Source organism: Methyloglobulus morosus KoM1 (genome assembly GCF_000496735.2).
Classification (GTDB): Bacteria; Pseudomonadota; Gammaproteobacteria; order Methylococcales; family Methylomonadaceae; genus Methyloglobulus; species Methyloglobulus morosus.
The window spans coordinates 1-20,149 of the sequence record NZ_AYLO01000074.1 but is presented as its reverse complement, the minus strand read 5'-3'; the positions used below and the strand labels follow the sequence as shown (position 1 = coordinate 20,149).

19 protein-coding genes and 1 pseudogene are annotated in these 20,149 nt (G+C 48.7%); 10 read left to right on the top strand and 10 right to left on the bottom strand.

All coding sequences use genetic code 11. The features are described from left to right. Positions 1–11: 11 nt before the first annotated feature. From MGMO_RS10015 to MGMO_RS09995, 5 genes are all read right to left on the bottom strand, one after another. The gene (locus tag MGMO_RS10015; protein WP_235557263.1) at positions 12–1,757 is read right to left on the bottom strand and encodes a peptidoglycan D,D-transpeptidase FtsI family protein; all 1,746 of its coding nucleotides are present in this window, start codon (positions 1,755–1,757) and stop codon (positions 12–14) included. Positions 1,758–1,838: 81 nt separating this feature from the next. Continuing rightward, on the bottom strand, positions 1,839–2,111 hold the full coding sequence (ftsL, locus tag MGMO_RS10010; protein WP_268768306.1) for a cell division protein FtsL: 273 nt from the start codon (positions 2,109–2,111) through the stop codon (positions 1,839–1,841). A 20-nt stretch (positions 2,112–2,131) separates the two neighbouring features. Beyond that, positions 2,132–3,058, bottom strand: coding sequence for a 16S rRNA (cytosine(1402)-N(4))-methyltransferase RsmH (gene rsmH, locus MGMO_RS10005; protein ID WP_082458343.1), 927 nt, complete (start codon positions 3,056–3,058; stop codon positions 2,132–2,134). Between the two features lie 16 nt (positions 3,059–3,074). Next, a complete protein-coding gene (gene mraZ, locus MGMO_RS10000) occupies positions 3,075–3,608 on the bottom strand; it encodes a division/cell wall cluster transcriptional repressor MraZ (protein ID WP_023494934.1) in 534 nt (177 codons plus the stop codon). Positions 3,609–3,962: 354 nt separating this feature from the next. Then, positions 3,963–4,754 (bottom strand): sulfite exporter TauE/SafE family protein, encoded by a 792-nt coding sequence (locus MGMO_RS09995; RefSeq protein ID WP_235557262.1) that lies wholly within the window; start codon positions 4,752–4,754, stop codon positions 3,963–3,965. 110 nt (positions 4,755–4,864) lie between these two features. On the opposite strand from MGMO_RS09995, the gene MGMO_RS09990 reads away from it, so the two are divergent. The 5 genes from MGMO_RS09990 to MGMO_RS09970 all read left to right on the top strand — a co-directional run bounded on the left by MGMO_RS09990 (position 4,865) and on the right by MGMO_RS09970 (position 9,770). Continuing rightward, entirely contained in the window at positions 4,865–6,100 is a 1,236-nt protein-coding gene (locus MGMO_RS09990; protein WP_023494931.1) for a multifunctional CCA addition/repair protein, read from the top strand. A gap of 159 nt (positions 6,101–6,259) precedes the next feature. Further along, positions 6,260–6,742: a YajQ family cyclic di-GMP-binding protein gene (locus MGMO_RS09985; RefSeq protein ID WP_023494930.1), complete on the top strand. Its 483-nt coding sequence runs from the start codon at positions 6,260–6,262 to the stop codon at positions 6,740–6,742. A gap of 55 nt (positions 6,743–6,797) precedes the next feature. Next, entirely contained in the window at positions 6,798–8,921 is a 2,124-nt protein-coding gene (locus MGMO_RS09980; RefSeq protein ID WP_023494929.1) for a molybdopterin-containing oxidoreductase family protein, read from the top strand. Between the two features lie 220 nt (positions 8,922–9,141). After that, positions 9,142–9,387 carry a hypothetical protein gene (locus MGMO_RS20325; RefSeq protein WP_023494928.1) on the top strand — a complete coding sequence of 82 codons (246 nt, stop codon included), beginning with the start codon at positions 9,142–9,144 and terminating at the stop codon, positions 9,385–9,387. Further along, positions 9,387–9,770 (top strand): type II toxin-antitoxin system VapC family toxin, encoded by a 384-nt coding sequence (locus MGMO_RS09970; protein ID WP_023494927.1) that lies wholly within the window; start codon positions 9,387–9,389, stop codon positions 9,768–9,770. Before MGMO_RS20325 ends, MGMO_RS09970 begins: the two co-directional genes overlap by 1 nt. 44 nt (positions 9,771–9,814) lie before the next feature. On the opposite strand, the gene MGMO_RS09965 is transcribed toward MGMO_RS09970, so the two are convergent. The 5 genes and pseudogenes from MGMO_RS09965 to rpsT all read right to left on the bottom strand — a co-directional run bounded on the left by MGMO_RS09965 (position 9,815) and on the right by rpsT (position 13,165). Further along, entirely contained in the window at positions 9,815–10,435 is a 621-nt protein-coding gene (locus MGMO_RS09965) for an SPOR domain-containing protein (RefSeq protein ID WP_023494926.1), read from the bottom strand. Continuing rightward, positions 10,435–12,195, bottom strand: a complete 1,761-nt coding sequence (gene argS, locus MGMO_RS09960) for an arginine--tRNA ligase (protein ID WP_023494925.1) — start codon at positions 12,193–12,195, stop codon at positions 10,435–10,437. Before argS ends, MGMO_RS09965 begins: the two co-directional genes overlap by 1 nt. Before the next feature lie 96 nt (positions 12,196–12,291). Next, positions 12,292–12,432: pseudogene (locus MGMO_RS19590) on the bottom strand (IS1595 family transposase); the annotation flags it as partial. Then, on the bottom strand, positions 12,368–12,514 hold the full coding sequence (locus MGMO_RS20320; RefSeq protein ID WP_200922722.1) for a hypothetical protein: 147 nt from the start codon (positions 12,512–12,514) through the stop codon (positions 12,368–12,370). The pseudogene MGMO_RS19590 and the gene MGMO_RS20320, both read right to left, overlap by 65 nt. Before the next feature lie 387 nt (positions 12,515–12,901). Next, positions 12,902–13,165 carry a 30S ribosomal protein S20 gene (gene rpsT, locus MGMO_RS09955; protein WP_023494924.1) on the bottom strand — a complete coding sequence of 88 codons (264 nt, stop codon included), beginning with the start codon at positions 13,163–13,165 and terminating at the stop codon, positions 12,902–12,904. 99 nt (positions 13,166–13,264) lie between these two features. Here rpsT and murJ point away from each other — a divergent pair, with 99 nt between their 5' ends. The 5 genes from murJ to MGMO_RS09930 form a co-directional block, all read left to right on the top strand. Beyond that, entirely contained in the window at positions 13,265–14,809 is a 1,545-nt protein-coding gene (gene murJ, locus MGMO_RS09950) for a murein biosynthesis integral membrane protein MurJ (protein ID WP_023494923.1), read from the top strand. 12 nt (positions 14,810–14,821) lie between these two features. Beyond that, complete coding sequence (ribF, locus tag MGMO_RS09945; protein WP_023494922.1) at positions 14,822–15,775, top strand: bifunctional riboflavin kinase/FAD synthetase; 954 nt, start codon at positions 14,822–14,824, stop codon at positions 15,773–15,775. Next, the gene (gene ileS, locus MGMO_RS09940; protein ID WP_023494921.1) at positions 15,772–18,603 is read left to right on the top strand and encodes an isoleucine--tRNA ligase; all 2,832 of its coding nucleotides are present in this window, start codon (positions 15,772–15,774) and stop codon (positions 18,601–18,603) included. The genes ribF and ileS overlap by 4 nt, the downstream gene beginning before the upstream one ends. Positions 18,604–18,610: 7 nt before the next feature. Beyond that, entirely contained in the window at positions 18,611–19,093 is a 483-nt protein-coding gene (lspA, locus tag MGMO_RS09935) for a signal peptidase II (RefSeq protein ID WP_152976338.1), read from the top strand. Positions 19,094–19,163: 70 nt separating this feature from the next. After that, on the top strand, positions 19,164–20,149 hold a 986-nt coding region (locus tag MGMO_RS09930; RefSeq protein ID WP_051384017.1), incomplete at its 3' end, for a DUF4238 domain-containing protein.

The following is a 20,149-nucleotide window of genomic DNA, read 5'->3' as shown; positions in this document are numbered from 1 at the left end:
TCTCAATCGGCCTAGGGTGTTTTTTTAGCCAACAATATTGGCATGGTGTTTTCTTGGTCTGGCGTCACGCCCAGCAACCTCAAAGCACCGCCCATTACCTTGGAAAATACAGGCGCAGACACCAGTCCACCGTAGTATTGACCCGCCGAAGGCTCATCTATCATGACCACGACAACCAAACGAGGGTTGCTGGCAGGTGCCAATCCTGCGAATAACGCAAAATAACTGTTTGCAGAATAACCATGCGCCCCCGCTTTTTTAGCCGTCCCGGTTTTACCTGCCACCCGATAACCATCAACCCTGGCTTCATACGCCGTGCCTTCTTTGGTTATGACGCTCTCCATCATCGTCCTGACAGTTTTGGCCGTTTTCTGTGACAGCACCCGCTGTGCATCTACATCTTCATCCCGTTTCAACAGGCTCACTGAATGCAACACCCCATCATCAGCCAAGGCGGTATAAGCCCTTGCCAACTGCAAGACAGAGACGTTGAGCCCGTAACCAAAAGACAAAACCGCCTTGTCAAAATCGCGCATCCGCTTCATTACCGGCATACGTCCATCCGTTTCGCCAGGGAAGCCCGTAGCGGGTGACGCGCCGAACCCTACCTTATTGAACATCCCCCAAAAATATTCGGTCGGCATCTTCAAGGCCATTTTGGCAACGCCTATGTTGCTGGATTTTTTGATGACCCCTTCCACATCCAATGTCCCATAATGATGGGTATCCCTGACCGTATGATTGCCCACAGGAAAAACACCATCGGTCGCAAAAAGATCCGTAGGGCGGATATACTTGCCTTCTAAGGCGGCAGCAACGGTAAAGGGTTTAACGGTTGAACCTGGCTCGAAAACTTCCGTAAACGCACGGTTTCTATACAGGCCTTCCTTGAGTTCATCTTTTGCATTGGGATTAAATGACGGTTGATTGACAGCCGCCAATATTTCTCCCGTCTTTGCATCTAAAACTACTAGGGCACCTGATTTGGCCTTGTTGACCGTAACTGCATTTTGCAATTCCCGATAAGCCAAGTATTGAATGCGCTGGTCGATGCTCAATTCCAAATTTTTCCCTGGAATCGGCGACGCTATATTTTCAACATCTGCAATGACTTGGTGCAACCCGTCTTTAATAACCCGCTTTTTGCCGTCCGTGCCTTTCAATAAGGCTTCGTAGCTTTTTTCCAACGCAACCTGCCCAACATCTTCGGCATTGGTAAAGCCCAATAAATGAGCAGTTACCTCACCCGACGGGTAAAAGCGCTTGAATTCCCGAAGAATACCCACTCCAGCTAACTTCAACGCCTTTACTTGTTCGGCGAGGTCAGGGTTGATTTTTTTTGCCAGATAGGCAAATCCTTTGTCTTTTTTCTCGACGAGGATGTTATTGACTTTACCTGTAGGCAGATCCAGCAGCTTTTCCAATTGCCTGATCTTTGCCACCTTCTGCTCCCTGTACAAACCGATGACTTCTTGTTTTTGGCTATCAGAAAGCTTTTCACCGCCATGCTCTTTTCTGAATTGCTTTTCCATTTGGCTAACGGCACCTTCATCGTCCTGACCCAATTCCTTTGGATTGACTGTTATCGACGGAGCGGGGGAACTGATTGCCAATGCCTCGCCATTCCTGTCTTCGATAATGCCTCGGTAAGACGAAATGGACACTGTATCCACATAACGACTACGATCCTGCAAGAAATCCTTTTTGAACACCTGCAAATGGATTGCCCGAACGACAAGCACAGCCATGCAACTCATGACAAAAGCGAGTAAAAACTTCCTCCTTCCTGAAAAATCACTTGCCTGGTTCCGTGGCCTGTTACCATTGGCTATCTGCATTTAAGGTTTTATGTAAATAATGCTTTCACGTGGTGGAATAACCAGCTTCAACCGTTGTTTGGCAATCGCTTCAACACGGTTTTGTTCTGCCAAGGTCGATAACTCCAATTGCATTTGCCCCCACTCCACTTCATATTGGTCTAACGCCCGCTCATGACGCTCTATCTCGATAAAAATAGAACGCGAATAGTTTTTACTGTAGATGACCGCCAACGCCGACATCATCAACACGGCTAATAATGCGGCCAAGACTACCATTCCACTCTTGCTAATAACCCGCCCTATCGCCACATCTAAACCCGCTCGGCAACCCGCATAATCGCACTACGCGCCCTTGGGTTTTGGTCAATCTCAAGCTTGCTGGCCTTAAGCGGCTTGCCTCGTTTCACTAAAATGCCTTTAGCTATATCCGCTTCCTTAACGGGTAATTTGCCAGGATCGTATTTGGCACCGGACTCATCCCGTATAAATTGCTTCACTATCCTGTCTTCGAGCGAGTGAAAGGAAATCACCACCAGCCGTCCGCCTTGCTTTAATACCTTAATGGATTGCTGCAACACGGCTTTCAATTCAGCTAGCTCTTTGTTGACTTCCATCCGTATCGCCTGAAAGCTGCGCGTTGCCGGATGTTTGTGTTTTTCTCTTTTAGGGATGGCGCCCTCAATCAGCGCCACCAGTTCCCTTGTTGTTGTCAACGGCTTTTGCGCCCTAACCTCAACTATCGCTTGGGCAATTCGCCTAGCAAACCGTTCTTCACCGTACTCAAACAGCACCCTGACCAATTCCTTTTCATCAACTTGGGCCAACCAAAGCGCCGCAGTCATCGCTATCGTATTGTCCATCCGCATATCTAAAGGACCGTCCTGCATAAAACTGAACCCTCGTTTAGGATCATCTAACTGCGGGGACGATACCCCCAAGTCCAGCAAAATCCCGCTTATCTGACCAACTAAGCCTTCATCTGCCACAATACTTTCCAGTGCCGAAAAGCGGCTATGCTTTAAGCTAAAACGCCTATCCTTAAGCATCTCCTGCGCCGTCGTTGAAGCGACCGCATCAACATCACGATCCAAGGCGACCAATCGCCCTGTTGTTCCCAGCAGCGCCAAAATGCTTTGGCTGTGCCCGCCCCGCCCAAAGGTACAATCCAGGTAAATCCCATCTTCCTTAATGGCCAACTGCTCTAGAACCTCAGATAGCATGACAGGCTTGTGCGGCACCACCGATCACGTCCGATTAAAATGAAATATCACCCAATGCCTCTAAGCCTTCAATATCGTCATTGTCCTTAAAGTCTTCCAACGCCTTATAGAAAGCATCTTCATTCCACAACTCAAAGCGATTAAGCTGGCCTACCAAAATCATTTTTTTGTCTAACTTGGCAAATTTTCTTAACATTTCCGGCAATAACAAGCGGCCTTGCGCATCCATTTCACATTCAGTAGCATAGCCAATGAGAAAGCGTTTCAGCTTGACTGCCTTTCTGTTGAGGTCAGAAAATTTTTTGATCGTATCTTGGAATTCAAGCCATGCTGGCAGGGGGTAAATCCATAGGCAGCCTTCAATACCGGCACCACGCTCATTGATAGCAACCGTAACGACCAATTTGCAGTCGCATTTGTCCTGCACGCCCTCACGATAGCGGGTAGGGATGGCAAAACGGCCTTTTTCGTCGAGATTGACTGTGGCATTGCCTATAAACAAAAGATTACCCCATAAACTGTGCGAGTAACCCGAAAAAATATCCGCTGAGCTACCCAAATCCGCCACTATTTTCCACTTGGACTAAGAATAGCACATGCAAAGGTGAAATAAAAATAAAAAAATATCTTTTTTGACAACGACTTAGAAGCACCCAAGAGAAGATATTACAGGCGTTAATCCTTAAAAATAAACCTTATTTTTATCAGTCTGTTAAATAATTTAGTTGATAAACTACCTTAGATTTTAGGGCTAACAAATCGTTTATTTTTAAACTGGATTCAAGATATGGAAGCGAATTTTTTTAGATTTATGGTCGGTCGCCAGTTAATAACCGACACGTTGCCCGAGAATGCCAACCACTGGGGGGCAAAGGCTCAATAGTCAACTAGGGAGGGGGCAGAACTACCTTGGCAACCGCCTTCAATACCACATCAACTTCGCTGCCAATATAAAGATTAACAAAGAAAAATAACGCTTTAATTGGTGTGCAGGTAGTTTGTGGGCGAGCCTTGCACCATACGGCGCGGTCATAACACCCCCTAAACTAACGCCAAAGAAGGAGGGCAAATACACATATCCAATGCTCCAAGCCGGCAAATTAGAGGCGTGCATACCCAAAACCATATAGCTCAGCGTGCTAGCAATCGCGATTGGCAAGCCGCAAGCACTCGCAATGGCGACTGCATTGCGCATAGAGTATTGGCAATGCATCAAAAAAGGCACTGTTAGCGTTCCTCCGCCTATCCCAACCAAGGAAGACATTAATCCGATTACGCTGGCGACAACAAAATCAATCGGCATGGAATAATTTGCCGCACCCACTTTAGGCTTCATTTCCAGTGCCATTTGCGTTCCAACGTAAAGCAAAAAGACGATAAAAATAAGCCGTAAAAGATCCGTTTGAATTGAGTGCGCGACTGTTGCGCCAATCACTGAACCCACGACAATGCCCGGCGCCAACCTAAAGACCTTGCCCCAAATCACAGAGCCCAAGCGATGATGGGCAAGCACTGACGAAGTGGCGGTCAAAATGATAGTCGCCAGCGATGTTGCGATTGCCATTATCATGACTAAATCTGCGGGAAGTTCCTGTGCAGTAAACAAAAAAACAAGCGCAGGAACGATAACAATCCCTCCGCCGATCCCAAACAGCCCGGCCAATACGCCAGAAACCATGCCTAATAGCAGGCTGAAAAAGATAATGCCTATCAAACGACCCTCCATTAGTGAGTTTGAACTGCAAGTTCGCAACAGGTTGCCATTATGCGTTTTTGAAGTGGTTTATGCTATCCTAACCCCCTTCAAAATTGCTTTCTAGTTCAATGGAAAAATACCTTGTCGGCGGGGCTGTCCGCGACCAACTCCTGGGCTATCCGGTAAAGGAGCGCGATTGGGTGGTCGTTGGGGAAACGCCAGAATCCATGATCAGGCAGGGCTTTCGTGCGGTCGGCAAAGACTTTCCGGTGTTCTTGCACCCTCAAAGCCATGAAGAATATGCCCTTGCGCGGACTGAGCGAAAAACTTCGCCCGGATACAAAGGCTTTAGGGTCCATGCGGATATTGATGTTACTCTGGAACAGGATTTAAAACGCCGGGATTTAACAATCAATGCGCTTGCCATGACACCGGAGGGCGAGGTCATCGACCCTTACGGCGGTCGTGACGACCTGGATAAGCGGCTTTTTCGCCACGTCTCGCCAGCCTTTGCAGAAGATCCCGTACGCATACTTCGTGTAGCCCGATTTGCGGCACGTTATCGCCATTTGGGATTTAAACTGGCATCCGACACAAGAGAAATGATGGAAGGGATGGTCAGCGTTGGAGAAGTCGATCATTTAGTGCCCGAACGGGTTTGGGCAGAGTTGTTAAAGGCCCTAAACGAAACGTCACCTTCCGCATTTTTTTATACCTTGCTGGATTGCGGCGCACTGGCGCTTATATTTCCCGAAATTTATAGCCTATTTGGTGTTCCGCAACCTGAGAAATACCATCCAGAAATAGATACTGGCGTACATGCCTTGATGTGCTTGGAACAAGCGGCATTATTATCTCCTAAACCCGAAGTCAGGTTTGCCGCCCTGGTGCATGACCTTGGCAAGGCATTGTCACCCAAAGACAACCTACCCCACCATTACGGGCACGAAACCAAAGGCCTGCCCGTGCTGGAAGCCTTATGCAATCGACTGCGCGTACCTAATGCCTTCAAGTCATTGGCGCTGCATGTTATGCAATACCATACCCATTGCCATAAGGTGACGGAATTGAAGCCATCAACCTTGGTTGACCTGTTGAATAATTTAGGCGCGTTTAAACAACGTAACCAATTTCCTGAATTTTTGCTGGCGTGCGAGGCGGATGCCAAAGGCCGTACCGGACTAGAAAATAATCCGTATCCACAAGCGGCTTATTTGCAAGCGGCGGCAAAAACAGCCGGCTCGGTCGATACCTCAGATTTGACGGATGGTCGTTTGCAAGGCGCAGAAATCGGCGAAGCGATCCGTCAGTTACGTATTAAGGCAATTACTGATATGACTAAAACAGAAGCCCAATGCCGTTAAGTTAACAAAACAAACCCCCTCTCCTGATGGAGAGGGTTGGGGTGAGGAGATTAAAATAAGCTGGTTTAATYCCCTCATCCTAACCTTCTCCCTCAAGGGAGAAGGGACTAAACCACTTATTGGGCAGCCCCATTTTTAACTAACCCAAGAATAATAGCTATGCCATCTTTTGACATTATTTCCGAATTCGATCCCCATGAACTTAGAAACGCCGTCGACCAAGCCAGCAAGGAAGTCGGTACCCGTTTTGATTTTAAAGGCACTGATTCCAGCTTCGAATTGACCGACAACAAAATTGTCATGATTTCCGAATCTACCTTCCAACTCCAGCAAATGTTCAGCATCGTCTGCGCCAAACTAAGCCGACGCGGCATCGATATTGCCTGCATGGAAACCGGCGAAGCCAAAGGCAGCGGCAAACTCATGCGCCAGGAAATCACAATGAAACAAGGCCTGGATAGCGCATTCGCCAAAAAGATCGTTAAGCTGATTAAGGATAAAAAACTCAAAGTACAGGCCGCCATCCAAGGCGACCAAGTCCGGGTCACCGGAAAAAAGCGCGATGACCTGCAGGAAGTCATCCAGATGCTAAGGGAAGAAAAACTGGAAATGCCGTTGCAGTTTGAGAATTTTAGGGATTGATAAGGCAGTGGCCACCTACAAACGTGGCAATTAATAATCATGGGAAAATTTTATTATGGTTGAAACAATAAAAACTATGCACCACGGTGGTTGCCCCCATGATTGTCCCGACACCTGTTCAATGGTGTTTGAAGTCAAAGACGGCAAATTGGCAGGCGTAAAAGGCAACCCTGACCATCCCATGACCCGTGGCGGGCTGTGCGTTAAGCTTAAAGATTATGAAAAGCGGCATTATCACCCTGACCGTTTGCTATACCCCATGCGTCGTACCGGCCCAAAAGGCAGTAAACAATTTGAGCGAATAAGCTGGGACGAGGCATTGGACGAGATCACTACGCGTTGGAAGACGATTATTGCAGGACACGGCCCACAAGCGATTTTGCCGTACAGTTATTTAGGCAATCAAGGTCTCGTTCATGGCCTGAATGGCGGCGATGCTTTTTTTAACCGGATGGGCGCAACCGTTACGGAGCGCACTTTTTGCGGCGAAGGCTCCAGCACGGCTTGGCTGTTGACCGTGGGACCAACAGCGGGTGTCGATCCTGAAAGTTTTATCCATTCCAAATACATTATCATTTGGGCGTGCAATTCCGTCAGCACCAATTTGCACCACTGGCATATCGTTAAAGAAGCGCAGAAAAAAGGCGCAAAAGTCGTCGTGATTGATACGTATGCGTCCAAAACCGCGAAAGAAGCCGATTGGCATATTGCACCTAAACCCGGAACAGATGGCGCATTGGCGATGGCAATGATCCATACGATTATCGAAGAAGGCTTGCTCGATCAGGATTATGTCGATCACTACACGATCGGGTTTGCTGAACTGAAAGACCGTGCCTCATTACGTACGCCCGAGTGGGCAGAGGCGGTTACGGGKATTCCTGCTGTCGTTATCCGTACCTTGGCGCGAGAATACGCGATGACCCAACCCGCCGCGATTAGGATGGGCGTTGCTTTAGAGCGACATAAAGGCGGCGGGCAAACCATCCGCGCCGTCTCTTGCCTACCCGCATTGACCGGTGCATGGCGGCATGTTGGCGGCGGTGCATTACAGTTTCCGGTCTGGGAACATCCGTACAGATTTGACGTCATTTGTCGGCCAGACCTGATTCCAGAAGGCACCCGAGTCGTCAATGCCTTGCAAATAGGCCGCGCCCTTACTGATGAACCTCCCGCTGGGCCACCTATTAAATCCATGATGTGCTGGAACGCCAATCCGGTAACGCAAGCACCGGAAACCGACAAAATTGTCAACGGTTTAATGAACGAACACTTGTTCCTGGTATCTGCGGAACATTTTATTTCCGATACCGCTTTATATGCCGACATTCTGTTACCTGCCTCCATGGGGGCCGAAATGGAAGACATGATCTTGTCCTGGGGGCACCTGTACCTCACTTATAATGCCAAGTGCGTAAATTCGCCTGGGGAAGCCATCCCGAACAACGAAATCTTCCGTCGGCTTGCTCAGCGCATGGGTTATGAGGAAGATAACTTCAAGTGGTCGGATTCAGAATGTTTAGAACAGTACGTCGATTGGAATTCACCGGCTTGTGAAGGCATTGATCTGGATTATCTTCGCAAACATGGTTTTGCGCGGCTCAATGTAGGCACAAAAGACAATCGCGCCCCGCATAAAAATGGCAATTTTCCGACCCCGTCCGGCAAATGTCAGTTTAAGGCGAAAGGTGCGGTAAATTTTGTACCCGGCCCTTTCCGGCAGATGTACGATGGCTTCCAACCGGGCGAAGTGCTTGATCCTTTGCCGGATTACGTGCCTTCGAGAGAGTCGGCTTCCACTAACCCGGATCTTGCCCTGAAATATCCATTAAGCATCGTCTCGCCCAAAAGCCACGGCTTCCTCAATTCCTGCTACGCCAATATGGATAATAAAATACAGGGACAAGGTGAGCAATTTGTCCTGATTAATGCAATTGACGCCAACAATCGTGGCATTAAAAATGGTGACAAAGTTCGCGTCTATAACGATAGGGGCTGCTTTGAAGGCAATGCCAAAATTACCGACGATGTCAATCCTGGCTTAATCATCGCAACGCTCGGTTACTGGAGGCAATTAAACAAAGGTACTGTCAATAGCATCAGTTCGGCTGAATTGGTCAATATGGGTAATGCACCATCATTCTCAGACAATTTGGTGCAGTTGGAGTCAGCGTGTTAAACCGCAATTCGAAATAGTGCGTATTATTCGGGTTATTGGTCCAGTTCGGTGATCACCGGTTTCATGCCGTTTTTTTGCAACCTGGACATAATCGTGTTGACGCTGCCCATTTGGCTGTAGGGTCTGATTTTTGCAATCCGGTTTAAGTGTATTTGTGCAAAGTTGTTCGTCTAAGGTACACTTTGCTTGAAAAGCAACAATTAACCAGCAAGGCAACAAAATGAACGCAGTCGAGTTCCAAGCCACCGTCCAAAACGGCGTAATCACTTTACCCAGTGACCAGCAATCATGGAACGGCAAAAAAATTAAAGTTATCCTGTTGGATGAGGCCAGTCCCGATATAACGGACGTGGTAACCAAAGAATCCGCATCAGAAGCAGATTTTTTCGATTGTGCGGGCATTTGGGAAAATCGTGAGATCAGCCAGGATTCCATCCGTGCCAAGGCGTGGCGGACAAAAATGTAATGATCCTTTGCGACACCAATATCCTGATTGAATTCTATAAGGCCAATCCCGCCGTCATCCAAACCTTAAAGCAAATAGGCCGGGCAAATATTGCTGTCAGTGTTATCACGAAAGCGGAGTTATTCTACGGGGCAAGGGACAAGCTGGAACTCGCTAAAATTGAAGGGCATTTATCCTCTTGCCACTGCTTTGGACTTAACGACACCGTTTCATCACTTTTTTTGGAATTGATGGGCAATTATTCACTCAGCCACAAAGTCACTATTCCCGACATGCTGATTGCCGCCACCGCGATTAGCCATGGACTCGATCTCTATACCCTAAACACTAAGGATTTTAAGTTTATCCCTGGGCTAAAGTTATACCCTTTAGAAAACCTTTAACGCTAAGCTTACGCGGTAATTTGTTCTGCATGCAGCCAAAGCACTTACTCATCCACCTCAGTAATCACCGGCTTCATCCCATTCTTTTGCAACCTGGACATGATCGTGTTGACGCTGCCCATTTGGCTGTAGGGCCCGATTTTGACGCGGTACCAAATAGCGCTTTCGACTTTGGCTTTCTGGATTTTGGATTCTATGCCCATCAGCGCCAATTTGGCCCGTAGTTGGTCGGCGTCTTTGGGGTCGCGGGATGATCCTGCCTGGATCACGTAACTGGCTTTCTTGTTTTTGCCGACTTGCTCTTCGCGGGTACGGGTCTTGATCTCGTGATCCGGCACGATCATTTCTTTTTTCGGCAAGATGGTATAAAAGTCAAATTGCGGCGGTTGCGGTTTTTGTTCCTTGGCTTTTGGGTCGATGTTTGGCTTATTGCTTGCTTCAGTTTTGCCCGACTTTGCGGCTACCGTTGTTTCCTGGATTTGAGCTAGTGGAGCTGATTTTTGCAATCCGGGACTTTTTAAATACACCAAAAACACCACAAAGCCGATAATCAACGCCGTCACTAACATCCATTTGAATACGCCCACGCCGGTGGATTCTTGGGCTTTGCGCCTACGGTTGTTGGTGTCTCGGCTGTGTGCGCGGTGTTTGTAATCTCTCGCCATTACATTGACTCGGGCGTGTTGATGTTAAGCAGTTTCAATCCGTTTGCCAGCACTTGCCTGACGGCGCAGATCAGGTTCAGTCTGGCATCACGGAGTTTATCATCATCCACCAGAAATTGATGGGCATTATAGTAGGTATGGAAATCATTCGCCAATTCGCGTAAATATAGGATCAACTGATGCGGCTCATGCGTCAATGCGGCGCGTTCCAACATTTCGGGATAGCGTTCCAATGTGCTTAGCAGGCTAAGTTCATGTTCTTCAGCCAATTGAGTCAGCCCATTCATGCCGGAAACGATATCACGCGGCAGTCCTTTTTCAACTAACTGACGTAATACGCTGCATACCCGTGCATGGGCGTATTGGACATAATACACCGGATTTTCACTGGTCTTTGAGGTTGCCAGTTGCAGGTCGAAATCCATATGTTGTTCGGAACGACGCATGACATAAAAAAACCGCGCCGCATCCTTGCCGACTTCATCGCGCAATTGCCGTAAGGTGACAAAATCACCGGAGCGGGTAGACATCTGCACTTTTTCTTCGCCGCGATACAGCGTGGCAAATTGCACCAGCAACACTTTGAGCTTGTTGGCATCGGCACCCAAGGCCTGGATTGCCGCTTTCACACGGGGGATGTAACCGTGATGGTCTGCGCCCCAAATGTCGATAATCAGGTCGAATCCTCGATCCAGCTTGTTCATGTGGTAGGCAATATCAGAGGCAAAATAAGTGTATTGCCCGTTTTCCCTGCGTACCACGCGATCCTTTTCATCGCCCAATTGGCTGGAGGCAAACCAGGTGGCGCCGTCTTTTTCGTACAAATGGCCGGATGCTTGTAAGCGGTTTAAGGCCAAGTCGACCGAACCATCATCCATCAGGTGTTGTTCGGAAAACCATTCTTGGTATTCAACCCCGAATTCCTGCAAATCATTCTTGATGTCATCAAGGATGTTGGTCAACCCCGCTTGAAAAATATCCCGATAATGCATAGTGCCCAACAAGGATTTGGCCCTGGCTATCAGCGCGTCGATATGGGCTTCCTTGTCGCCGCCATGCGCCTCGTCTTTGGGGATGTCCTCCAGGACTAGACCAATGGGGCAACGGTACTCGTCTTTGGCGTTCTTATAGATGTCTCGCGCTATATCGCCGACATAACCACCGCGATAACCATTATCGGGAAAACGTACCGGTTCGCCACATTCTTCCAGATACCTAAGCCAAATACTGGTGGCAAGGATGTCCATTTGCCGTCCGGCATCGTTGACGTAATATTCCCGGTGCACCGTAAAACCAACGGCTTCGAGTAAACCAGCCACCGCCGAACCATAGGCTGCGCCGCGACCGTGGCCAACATGCAAAGGGCCAGTTGGATTGGCAGAGACAAACTCAACTTGGACTTTCTTGCCAACGCCAATTTGGCTGAGACCAAAATCCGAACCCAGCTCGTGGACTTTTTTGACGATATCGTATTGCGAACGTGAATCTATGAAAAAATTGATAAACCCAGGCCCTGCAACTTCCACCTTTGTCACTGCGCTGTCTTTGGGTAAAGCGGCAACCAGTTTTTCTGCCAACTGGCGTGGATTCATTTTTGCTGGCTTTGCCAGCATCATCGCCAGATTAGTCGCAAAATCGCCGTGTTGCGCATCGCGGGTGCGTTCCAGGGTTATGGCAGCGCCAATGTCATCGGCAATAACCCCCTCTTTTTTAAGGCTTATAACAGCTTGCTGAATAAGGGCTTCTAACTTTTTCTTCATTACTCTGTAGGGTGTGGATTAACTCAAATAATAGCCGCGCATTATCCACGATAACCGCTTGATAAGCTATCCAAACAAAATTGCCAAACATGGGTATCAACAACCCGCAGGTTGCAGAAAAATCGGTTGGTGAGTGGTGCACAGCTTCAGTAAGCGGTTCGGTATTGGATTCTCACAGAAACGTCGGCTCAGACGGCAACAAAACTCGTCCAGGTATTCCTGCAGATAGCGTCCTGAACGCAGGGTAAGCACCGATCAGGGCTTGAAAGCTGCGCTTGTGTTGTGCAGCGAGCAATAGGATTGCGAAAATCTTCGCCAAAAAATTTGCGTAACCATAAAAATAATCTTCGGTGATTATTGGACATTACCACCAGGCAGCCGATAGACAATCCGTGAGATTACCTAGAAAAATGACGTACAGGTTTTGCGCTACCTTTATTTGCTGCAAGCTAATATCACGGTTTCAGAATCTGATTTGCGCAAGGCAAAATGGGCTTGCATCCGCTTATGTCCGAAGTCAAAACGAGCGATAAAACCAGGTATTTAAAGACCAGGAAAACTAAGAATAACCATTTGAATTGACAAGAAATGATTAACAGGTTTTTACACTGCGCCAACCGATCAACGAAGGGTAACTATAAATTTTTGGCAATAAAAAAGCCGCTACTAACTATTAAGTAGCGGCTTTTTACGAAGCTAAAAATCGTTAAGCCATGGCTTTAACTTTCGCATTCAAGCGGCTTTTACCGCGTGCCGCCTTGTTTTTGTGGATAAGTCCTTTGTTGACGGCTGAATCGATAATGGGTTGGGCGGTCTTAAAAGCGGCTTGGGCTTTTTCTTTGTCGCCTGTTTTAACGGCGAGTATGACTTTCTTGATGAATGTGCGGAGGTTGCTGCGCTGTCCTGCATTGCGAATACGGCTCTTTTCGGCTTGTTTCGCGCGTTTTTTTGCTTGTGCTGTATTAGCCATGTGTCTATTTCTTTACAAAGTGAGTTATCAGACCGCGCATTATCTTTATAAATGTTATCATTGTCAACATTTAACGTGCCACGCAAACAGGATTAGCCAGTGGGCAAGCGGCTTTTCAAAGCAACCGTTGTCGTCAGCAGTATGACATTGATGTCCCGCCTTTTGGGTTTTGTAAGGGATACGTTGATCGCACGGCTTTTTGGGGTAGATGTAGCAACCGACGCTTTTTTTGTGGCGTTCAAAATTCCGAATCTTTTGCGTAGGCTATTCACCGAAGGGGCGTTTGCACATGCCCTTGTGCCGGTCATGGCTAACCACCAAGGGGACAAGTTCGCCTTAAGGCAGTTTATCGGCAAGACGGCAGGGACATTGACGGCCTGGTCGCTGCTGGTTACATTGATAGCGATGGTTTTGGCTCCCGTACTTGTGCTGATATTAGCGCCGGGTTTTGCTTGGCAAGGGCCACAATATGACCTGGCTGTCAGCTTATTGCGGATCACGTTGCCCTTTGGATTATGTATTGTGTTGGTGGCGTTTGCCGGTGCCATACTCAACGCCCATGAGCACTATGCCCTACCCGCGTTAACCCCTATTATCCTTAACATCAGCATGATAGTGGCGGCGTTATGGGTTGCGCCGTCAATGAACGTGCCGATTACGGCGTTGGCATGGGGCGTGTTTGTTGCGGGAATTTTGCAGCTACTGTTTCAAGTTCCCAGCCTTGTGCAATTGGGTTTGCTGCCTAAGTTAACGATTAAATTTCGGGATCCCGACGTTAGCCTCGTTATAAATAGGCTGCTGCCAGCCATCTTCAGCGCCTCGGTCACACAAGTCAATTTGCTTTTGGATGCCTTGGTCGCTTCCTTCCTGGTGAGCGGCAGCGTATCGTGGCTGTATTATTCAGACCGCTTGGTGGAATTTCCCTTGGGCATTCTGGGCATGGGCTTGGCGACGGTAATCCTGCCCAATCTTGCCAACCATTATGTTGCAGACGACACGACCGCGTTTTCGGCGACGCTGGATTGGGGGTTGCGCTTGGTATTGCTGGTCGGAATGCCTGCCACGATTGGCTTGTTCGTCCTTGCCGAACCGATGTTGTCCACTTTGTTCCAATATGACGAATTCACCCTCAATGATGTGCATAAAGCGGGACAGAGCCTAAAGGCTTATTCCGTCGGTTTATTGGGTTATTTGTTCATCAAGATTTTGGTGTCCGGCTTCACTTCGCGTCATGACCTGAAATCGCCCGTCCGCTATGGGTTGATTGCCATGATAACCAGCCTGGCCTTAAACGTGTTGGCCATTCCCCTGGCCCATGCCGGGCTTGCATTGGCGACATCATTGGGCGCATTGCTTAATGCGGCATTGCTGCTGGGAAGGCTGTTGCAGGACAAGGCCTATCAACCCGGATTGGGATGGCTGCTGTTTTTGGCCCGTGTCGCCTTGGCAAGCGTCGCGATGGCGGTTTGCCTATGTTATTTTGTTGACGATAGTTGGTGGCAACAATGGTCATCTGGAGACAGGATTAGCAACCTGCTGAAGTGGATAAGTATCGGTTTCGCCGTCTATGCGCTGACATTGGTAACCTTCGGCCTGAGATTGAGGCATTTGACGGGCACAAGTGATAAAATTCGCAGTTTTTGATTGTCGGCTTTCATGCGCTTAATTAAAGGGATACCTCGCACACCCGCTTACAGGAACGGTTGCGTCCTGACCATTGGAAATTTCGACGGTGTGCATTTGGGCCACCATGCCGTCATTGAGAAATTGGCAAGATGCGGTAAGGCATTGGGCTTACCCGTGGTCATCCTGATGTTTGAGCCGCAGCCGCTGGAATACTTTATGGGGAACGACGCTCCGCCGCGCTTGACGCGCTTACGGGAGAAAGTTGCCCGCCTTGCAAAACTGCCCGTTGATGATTTGGTCATAGTGCGATTTAATAAACAACTTGCCGATTACGATGCCGGGCAGTTTGTTGATGAGGTGTTGGTCAACCGCCTGAAAGTCAGGCATCTGGTCATCGGCGATGATTTTCGTTTTGGCAAAGGTCGACTAGGTGATTTTTCCATGCTTAAGGAAAAGGGCCGCATCCACGGGTTTGCCGTGGAAGACACCGGTTCCTTGCAAGTCGATGGCTTGCGGGTCAGCAGCACCTTGATTAGAAACGCCTTGGCTGTCGGCGACCTGGAACAGGCAGAGGCCATGCTGGGTTACCGTTATTCTATATGCGGACGCGTTGTCCACGGCGACAAGCGCGGTAGGACGATAGGCTACCCTACCGCCAATATTAGGATGTCAAGAAAGAATATCCCGGTCAGCGGAGTTTTTGCAATCACGCTAACTGGCATTGATGACAGGGAAATTCCAGGGGTAGCCAATATCGGCATCCGCCCAACCGTTGACGGCAGCAATAAGGTTGTCCTGGAGGCTCACTTGTTCGGATTTAACCAAGACATCTACGGTTATCAGGTGACCGTACATTTTAAAAAGAAGATCAGGGCTGAACGACGATTTCTGACAGTGGACGAACTGAAAGAACAGATAGTAGACGACGTGGCTGAAGCCAAGAGCATTTTTGCCACACCAACAATAGAAGACAATGGATTATGACAGTAGATTATAAGGGCACACTCAATTTGCCCAACACGGCGTTCCCCATGAAGGGCAACCTGGCGCAACGCGAGCCGGAACGGTTAAAACGTTGGCAGGAAACCAATCTGTATGAAGCGATAAGGAACGTAACTCAAGGTCGTCCCAAATTTATCCTGCATGACGGCCCGCCCTACGCTAATGGCGAAATCCATATCGGCCACGCGGTCAATAAAGTCCTGAAAGATTTCATCATCAAATCCAAAACCTTAAGCGGTTTCGATGCGCCTTATGTGCCGGGTTGGGATTGCCACGGCTTGCCTATCGAATTGCAAGTGGAAAAGAAAGTCGGCAAAGCGGGTGCGAAAGTTGCACCGGACGTGTTCCGTAAGGCTTGCCGTGAGTATGCAGGAAAGCAGGTCGCCATCCAAAAAGAAGCATTCATCCGGCTGGGTATTCTGGGCGATTGGGACAAACCTTACCTCACCATGGACTTTGCTTTTGAAGCCGACATCGTCCGTGCCTTGGGCAGCATCGCCCAGAAAGGCCATATCGCCAAAGGCGCAAAGCCGGTGCATTGGTGTACCGATTGCGGCTCTGCCCTTGCGGAAGCGGAGGTTGAATACGAAGACAAGCATTCGCCCGCGATTGACGTACGCTTTCAGGTCGTTGATGAAGCCAGTTTTATGGCAGCTTGCCACCATGTGCCTGAACATGAAGGTGAGGGTGCGTTATCGGTAGTAATCTGGACGACCACACCATGGACATTGCCGGCAAACCAAGCGGTTGCCTTGAATGCCGACCTTGAATATGCCGTGGTGCAGTGCGAAAAAGACGGCCGTAAGGAACGCCTGGTATTGGCCGAGGCCTTACTTAAAGATGCCATGTCACGCTATGAAATCACTGATTACCGCGTTATCGCTTATTGCAAAGGCGCCGCACTGGAACACCAGTTATTGCAACATCCCTTTTACGACAGGCAAGTGCCGATCATACTCGGCGACCATGTGACCACCGAGGCGGGTACCGGCGCGGTGCATACTGCGCCGGGGCATGGCCAGGATGACTATGCGGTCGGCCTGAAGTACGACCTGCCGGTTGACAACCCTGTCGGTGGTGATGGCGTGTTCTTGCCCAGCACCGAGTTGTTTGCCGGCGAGCATGTGTTCAGCGCCAATACCCATGTTTTGGAAGTGTTGGAATCCAAAGAGAAGCTGCTGCACAACAAGGCAATACTGCACAGTTATCCCCATTGCTGGCGACATAAAACCCCGATTATCTTCAGGGCAACGCCGCAATGGTTTATATCGATGGAGAAAAACGGCCTGCGCGAGCAGGCACTAAGCGAAATCAAGCGCGTCGAATGGATTCCTGATTGGGGTCAGGCGCGGATTGAAAGTATGTTGGAAGGCCGCCCGGATTGGTGCATTTCCAGGCAACGCACTTGGGGCGTCCCCATAACGTTTTTTGTGGATAAGGAAACCGGTGAATTGCATCCACGCACCGGTGAACTGATCGAGCAAGTTGCCAAACGCATCGAGCAGAAAGGCATCGATGCCTGGTTTGAGTTGGATGCCGCTGACTTGTTGGGTGCGGAAGCCGAACGCTACCAGAAAATGACCGATACCCTGGATGTCTGGTTTGATTCCGGCGTTACCCACGCTTGCGTCCTCGATAAACACGACCAACTGGATTTCCCTGCGGATTTATACCTGGAAGGTTCGGACCAGCACCGGGGCTGGTTTCAATCGTCGCTGCTGGCTTCGGTCGCCAAGAATAATGTCGCCCCGTATAAGGCCGTGCTGACCCACGGCTTTACCGTGGATGCCGAAGGCAAAAAAATGTCCAAGTCCAAGGGCAATGTCGTTGCACCCCAATCGGTCATGAAGGATTTGGGGGCGGATGTGTTGCGCTTATGGGTGGCTTCCACGGATTATCGCGGGGAGATGTCAGTTTCCAACGAAATCCTTACCCGAACCTCGGACGGTTATCGACGGTTGAGAAACACCGCACGCTTTTTATTGGCTAACCTGAATGATTTTGATCCAGCCCAGGATTTAATCGCTACCAAAGACTTATTGGCGTTGGATCGTTGGGTCATGGACAGGGCTTACCTGTTGCAGGAAGAAGTCATCGCCCATTACGGAGCCTACCAGTTCCAGCAAATTTACCAGAAGGTACACAACTTTTGCGCCATCGACTTGAGCAGCTTCTACCTCGATGTCACCAAAGACCGCCAGTACACCGCCTTAACCGGAGGCTTGGCGCGGCGTTCCACGCAAACAGCCCTGTATCATGTCTTGGAAGCCTTGGTGCGCTGGCTTGCGCCGATCATCAGCTATACCGCCGATGAAATCTGGTCGTATCTGCCGGGCAAACGGAGCGAATCCGTATTCCTGGAAACGTGGTATCAAGGCTTGGTCAACCTGGATGACCAGTCGGCAATGAACCGCGAGTTTTGGCAACAAGTGATGACGGTCAGGTCCGCAGTCAGCAAGGAACTGGAAAAAAGCCGCGCGAAAGGCGATATCGGCTCATCGTTGAATGCGGAAGTCGAATTGTATTGCAACGGCGAGTTTTTTGAGCTTTTAAATAAGTTGGGCAACGAGCTGCATTTCATTTTCATCACCTCCAATGCGTCGGTCATGGCCGACCAGTTCAGCCCGGATGATGCCATCCAGACGGAAATCGACGGCGTTAAATTAAAAATCATTGTTTCGGGGCATCCCAAATGCGTGCGCTGTTGGCATCAACATTATGATGTGGGTGAACATAAGGAACATCCCGAATTATGCGGCAGGTGCATAGAAAATGTTGACGGTGCAGGCGAACACCGCCGCTATGCGTGAGGTGGGCATGTTGAAATGGCTATGGCTTTCCCTGCTGGCAATCGTCCTCGACCAAGCCAGCAAGCTGACCGTTGACAGCACCTTACAGCTTTACGAATCCATCCCGCTGATGCCGTACTTTAACCTGACCTATGTGCATAACACCGGCGCGGCATTCAGTTTCCTGAGCGAAGCGGGCGGTTGGCAGCGCTGGTTTTTTGCGGCTTTGGCATTCATCATCAGTGCGGTCCTATCCGTCTGGTTGGCACGCTTACAACAACACGAAACCTTGCTCGCCGTGGCATTGGCCTTAGTATTGGGCGGGGCAATCGGCAACCTGATCGACCGCCTGGCCTACGGCTATGTTATCGACTTCCTGGATGTCTACTACAACACTTGGCACTGGCCCGCGTTTAATATTGCGGATTCGGCGATTACTTTGGGTGTGGCGTTGATGCTGGCGGAGTCGTTTGGGTTGGGCAAAGCTAAAGAAGCCAACTTGCCTGAATAAAAGCCATAAGATTAGGGTTCGCAAATTCACCCTAACCACACCGCCTCGTTGATAGGGATGAGCGAAAAATATGAGCGCGACAAAAGGTGTATTATTGAAGCGATTTCCTTCTGCGGAGCCTCGTGATATTGACAGTATCTCAGACATTTGGGATGAGATCGTACGCGCCATAATCGTTAAAATGCTTGAATTCAGTGATACGCATATAAGCGATATTCATATAAATCTATCTGGAGAAATGACTTCTGAATTGGCAATGTTAGAGAATTTTATTGCTGAAAAAGTAGTAAATGACAGGCTAAGTGATCGTACACTCGAACAAATAGACGAAAAATTAGAACGAGAATCTTGCTTTAATGAAGTCGGTTTGTCGAAGATAACCAATACCGCAAAAAACTTAGCCGAGCATGTATGGATAAAAAAATATAACAATCGTTGGAAACCTAAAACTGTAGCAGCAATTAAAAAAGAAGCGTCTCCAAAAGCAACCAAGCTCGCACCAAAGAAGGTAGAGAACAATCACTTTATTCCCAAATCATTTATAAAGCGTTACTGGTCAGAAAATAATTCCATTTTTCCATTTACCAAAAATGCGAATGGCATCTTCACACGAGATGAAGGAAAATCGTTTGGACAATGGGGTTTTGCTAAAAACTTATACTCTGACAAATTAGAAGCCTATTTTGGATTGTTGGAAGGCGATGCTGTACGTCCACTAGAAATGCTTTTAAGTGTTGAGCCTTTAAACAGGCCTCAGCGAGAGGCTTTGGTAGGATTTATAGTCATTCAGAGATTGCGAAACCCTCATTTCATGGCATCACTACATCACCAGATGAAGCCAATAGTTGCCGATAAGGTAGGTAGTGGTCGTGAAAGTGATCCCGACTATATGCGCTTAGTCTATGAAACGTTGTATACAAATAATGATTTCTATAACAAATTAGCTGAGCCTATATATCGTAACCAATGGGTCATGGTCAGATCGAATAATTCCGAATTCGTACTGCCAGATATGTGTAATATTTTTGGAGTATACAACGGAAATCAGTATGTTGT